A 4409-nucleotide genomic window follows, 5' to 3' on the forward strand; every position below is an offset into this window, starting at 1 on the left:
GATCCCATGACGGCCAGGCCGGTCACGCCGATCTGGGCGCGGGGATTCTCGGTGCGTTCGACGGTCATGGGTACAGCTTCCCCCGAACCCGGACGGGATCGAAATCGGGGGCGTGCTACGGGTGGGGCCGGCGCCGGTTCACCAGGCGCGCAGCAGGCGGCCGAGTTCGGTCAGCCACGGCACGGCGACCGCGATGGTGGGCACGACGAGGATCGCGACGGCGGCGGCGTACGCGATGACGGCGGTGCGCAGGTCCGGTCCGGGTTCGGCGAGGCGTTTGACCCGCAGCAGCGTGGAGGGGCCACCGACGGCGAGGGCGCCCTGGGGGGTGCGGGCGCCGGCGCAGGCCACCAGGGCCCGGGCCAGCGGGGTGGGTCCGGTGACGCGCACGGCGGAGTCGTCGGCGAGCATCTCGACGAGCAGCTGCACCGAGCCGAGCGCCGACTTGGACCGCACCCAGCGGGGGAACGCCTCGTAGACGGCGGTGAACGCCTCGAGCACGAGGTCGTGCCGGGCCCGCAGGTGCGAGTGCTCGTGGCCGAGGACGGCGCGGATCTCGTCGTCGCCGAGGTGGTCGAGGGTGCCTTCGCTGAGCACGACCCGGTGCCGCAGGCCCGGCAGGCAGTAGGCGACGGGTTCGGCGGTGTCGAGGACGCGCACGTAGGACAGCTGGCGTACCGACGCGCCGCTGTCGCGCCGGTCGAGCAGGTCGACGAGCATGCGGTGCCGGGCCCGGCGGCGGCGGGTTCGGACGCCGACCCGCAGAATCGAATACATCAGCCGTGCACCGATCAGCAGGGTGAGGGCGAAGACCACCACGTAGGTCAGCCACAGGGGCAGGCCCAGCGCGTCGATCTCCTGCAGCGGGGCGGTGGTGGGGCGGCCGTCCTCGCCGGGGACGAGCAGCAGCGACGCGATGGCCAGGCCGGAACTGAACGCGGACAGCACGGCCGCGAGGGCCACCGCCTGCCACAGCACCAGGGCGGCGCGGGGGTTGCGGTACGGCCAGGTGGCACGACTGAGCAGGGCCGGTACCGGTCCTGCCAGCAGCAGCGCAAGGATGCCGAAGACCAGCGCAGTGGTCGCGTTCATGGCACCGAGTGTGCCAGTCAGCTCGCCCGACCGGTACCCGGGTCGGCGACGGCGGGACGGGCGTGCCCTTCCTCCTCGGCCTCGAGGGCGGCGAGGGCCTCGCGCAGCGCGGCGGCCTCGTCGGGATTGACACGCCCGATGAAGTGGACGAGGGCGGCGACCCGGCCGGCGGACTCGTCGGCCTGATCCAGGGCGTCGACCATGAGGCTGGCGACGAGTTCTTCGCGGCCGTGCACCGGCACGTAGCGGTGGGCGCGGTCGTCGCGCTGCTGGATGACGAGGTTCTTCTTCGCGAGGCGCTGGAGAACGGTCATGACGGTGGTGTACGCGAGGGAGCGCCGGGCGGCGAGGGCCTCGTGGACCTGCCGGACGGTCTGGGGTTCGGTGGAGGACCACAGGTGGTCCATCACTGCGCGTTCGAGTTCTCCGAGTGCTGCCATGACACGAGTTTACCGGGTCTCCGACGTACGTGTCGTACTACCCGAAGTAGTACGTGTTCTCGTGGCCGCCGGGCCGCCCGCGGTGCCGACGACGTGGCGGGTGCCGATCGGCACGATCAGCGGCCGGTCCGAGACCGGATCGTCGATCACCGCGGCGTCGAGCGCGAAGACCTCCCGCAGCAACTCCTCGGTGATCACCTCCGCCGGCGCCCCCGACCGCACGATCCGCCCGTCCTTCATCACCACGAGATGGTCGCTGTAGCGGATCGCGAGATTCAGATCGTGCAACACCATCACCACGGTGCGCCCCAGCTCCGAGTGCAGGCGGTCGACGAGGTCGAGCACCTCCACCGAATGCGCCAGATCCAGATAGGTGGTCGGCTCGTCGAGCAGCAGGATGTCGGTGCCCTGCGCCAGCGCCATCGAGATCCACGCCCGCTGCCGCTGCCCGCCCGAGAGCTGATCGACCGGGCGGTCGGCCAGATCCGCGATGCCGGTGCGTTCCAGCGCGACGGCGACCTCGCCCTCGTCGTCGGCGGACCACTGGCGCAGCCACGACTGGTGCGGATGCCGTCCGCGTGCGACGAGGTCGGCGACGGTCAGGCCCTCCGGCGCGACGGGGGCCTGCGGCAGCATCCCCAGCACCCGCGCGACGTCGCGGGTGCGCATCGAGGAGATCGCGTGCCCGTCGAGGAGCACGGTGCCGCGACGCGGGCGCAGCAGCCGGCCCAGGGCCCGCAGCAGGGTGGACTTGCCGCAACCGTTGGGACCGATCACCGTGGTGATCACGCCGGTGGGCACGGTGAGATCCAGGTCGTCGACGACGAGCCGGTCGCCGTAGCCCAGGGCCAGGTGCTCGGCGACGAGCCGCGGCGACGCGGCCGCCGCCGGTTGGGCTGCGGGCGCGCCGATGTCGCGGGAGATGCCGGTCATACGGAGACCTTTCGGTTGGAGCGCACGAGCAGGTACAGCAGGAACGGGCCGCCGAGCGCGGAGGTGACCAGCCCGACGGGCAGGGCCACCGGCAGCACCGTCCGGGCGAGGATGTCGGCCGCGACGACGAGCGCCGCCCCGGTCAGGGCCGAGGCGATCAGCGGCGGGCCGGGGGAGCGGACCAGCCGCAACGCGACCTGAGGGGCGGCCAATGCGACGAACCCGATGGGGCCGGCCGCCGCGGTGGCGATCCCGGCCAGCGCGCACGCGGAGAGCAGCAGCACCGCCCGCTGGGTCTGCAGCCGCACCCCGAGCGAGCGGGCGGTGTCGTCCCCGAGCCGCAGCGCGCCCATCGTGAACGCGCCGGTGACGAGCCAGCCGCCGAGCACGGCGAGCGCGAGCGCCGTGGGCACCACCTGGGACCACCCGGCACCGTTGAGCGACCCGGTGAGCCACACCTGGGCCTGCGAGACGTCGTTGATGTCGGCCGAGACGAGCATCCAGTTGGTCAGCGCGACGAACAGGGCGTTGGCGCCGATGCCGATCAGCACCAGCCGGAAGCCCTCGACGCCGCCGCGCCAGGCCAGCACGTACACCGCCGCCGCGGTGAGCAGGCCCCCCAGCAGCGCCGCGAGCGGCAGGCCGAGCGCGCCGAGCGCCCCGCCGAGCACTCCGGACCCGGTGGCGACGATCAGGGCGACGGCGGCCGCGCTCGCCCCGGCCGTGATGCCCAGAATGTCGGGGCTGGCCAGGGGATTGCGCGAGACCGTCTGGGTCAGCGCCCCGGAGACGGCCAGGGCCGCGCCGACGAGCACCGCCGCCAGGCCACGGGGCAGCCGCAACTCGAGCACGATGAACCGGTCGAGCTGTTCCCCGCCGCCGGCCAGGACGGCGAGCACCTGCGGCACCGACAACGGATAGTCGCCCCGGCCGAGGCCCACGCACAGCAGCAGGAACGTCGCCACCACCAGCGCCAGGCACACGACCACCATGCGCGGGCGCCACACGAGCGAGACCGGGCCGAGCCGCAGGGCCGGACGGGACGGGACCGTCGGCCGGTCCGGTGCGGGGTGCGTCGTCGCGGGCGCGGTCACAGCGCCACCAGCCGGCGCCGGCGGACCAGGGCGATGAAGAACGGCGCCCCCATCAGCGCGAGCACGATGCCGACCTGCAGTTCGCCGGGCCGCACGACGATCCGGCCGATCACGTCGGCGAGGACGAGCAGCGCGCCGCCGAGCAGGCCCGAATAGGGGACCAGCCAGCGATAGTCGGGTCCGGTGACGGCCCGCGCCACGTGCGGGACCACGAGCCCGATGAACGCGATCGGCCCGCACGCCGCTGTGGCCGCGCCGGTGAGCAGGGTGATGGCGACGATGCCGACGGTGCGGGCCGCGACGACGTTCGTGCCGAGGGAGCGGGCCACGTCCTCGCCGAGTCCGAGGACGTTGAGGCCGGGCGTGTTGGCCACCGCGATGACGAGCCCGGCCGCGAGGAACGGCAGCACCTGCCACAGCACCTCGAGGTCGCGTCCGGCGACGGAGCCGACGATCCAGAACCGGTATCCGTCGAGGGTGGTCTGGTCGAGCAGCACCACCGCATGCGTCATGGCCTGCAGGAAGAAGGCGACGGCGGCGCCGGCCAGGGCCAGGCTCAGCGGCCCGGCGCGGCCACCGCCGAGGGAGGACAGCCCGAAGACCACGACGCTGGCGGCGAGGGACCCGGCGAAGGCGAACCACAGGTACTGGGCGGGGGTGGACATGCCCAGCAGGTAGATCGAGAGCACCACCAGGAACGCGGCGCCCGCGTTGAGGCCGAGCAGTCCCGCGTCGGCCAGCGGATTGCGGGTGTGGCCCTGGATGAGGGCGCCGGCGACGCCGAGTGCGATGCCGACCACGAGTCCGAGGACCGTGCGCGGGATCCGCAGGGTGTGCACGATGACGTCGG

5 protein-coding genes are annotated in these 4409 nt (G+C 73.4%); all 5 read right to left on the reverse strand.

Annotated elements, in window-relative coordinates; genetic code table 11:
* Window positions 1-138: 138 nt before the first annotated feature.
* Window positions 139-1092, reverse strand: coding sequence for a M56 family metallopeptidase (locus tag CQZ88_RS03845; protein WP_006936800.1), 954 nt, complete (start codon window positions 1090-1092; stop codon window positions 139-141).
* A 17-nt stretch (window positions 1093-1109) separates the two neighbouring features.
* Window positions 1110-1532, reverse strand: a complete 423-nt coding sequence (locus CQZ88_RS03850; RefSeq protein WP_006936801.1) for a BlaI/MecI/CopY family transcriptional regulator — start codon at window positions 1530-1532, stop codon at window positions 1110-1112.
* A gap of 9 nt (window positions 1533-1541) precedes the next feature.
* Window positions 1542-2465: an ABC transporter ATP-binding protein gene (locus CQZ88_RS03855; protein ID WP_006936802.1), complete on the reverse strand. Its 924-nt coding sequence runs from the start codon at window positions 2463-2465 to the stop codon at window positions 1542-1544.
* Window positions 2462-3559: an iron chelate uptake ABC transporter family permease subunit gene (locus CQZ88_RS03860; protein ID WP_006936803.1), complete on the reverse strand. Its 1098-nt coding sequence runs from the start codon at window positions 3557-3559 to the stop codon at window positions 2462-2464. The genes CQZ88_RS03855 and CQZ88_RS03860 overlap by 4 nt, the downstream gene beginning before the upstream one ends.
* On the reverse strand, window positions 3556-4409 hold an 854-nt coding region (locus CQZ88_RS03865), incomplete at its 5' end, for an iron ABC transporter permease (RefSeq protein WP_146034245.1). The genes CQZ88_RS03860 and CQZ88_RS03865, both read right to left, overlap by 4 nt.

It is taken from the genome of Rhodococcus sp. ENV425, assembly GCF_002887785.1.
Classification (GTDB): Bacteria; Actinomycetota; Actinomycetes; order Mycobacteriales; family Mycobacteriaceae; genus Rhodococcus; species Rhodococcus aetherivorans.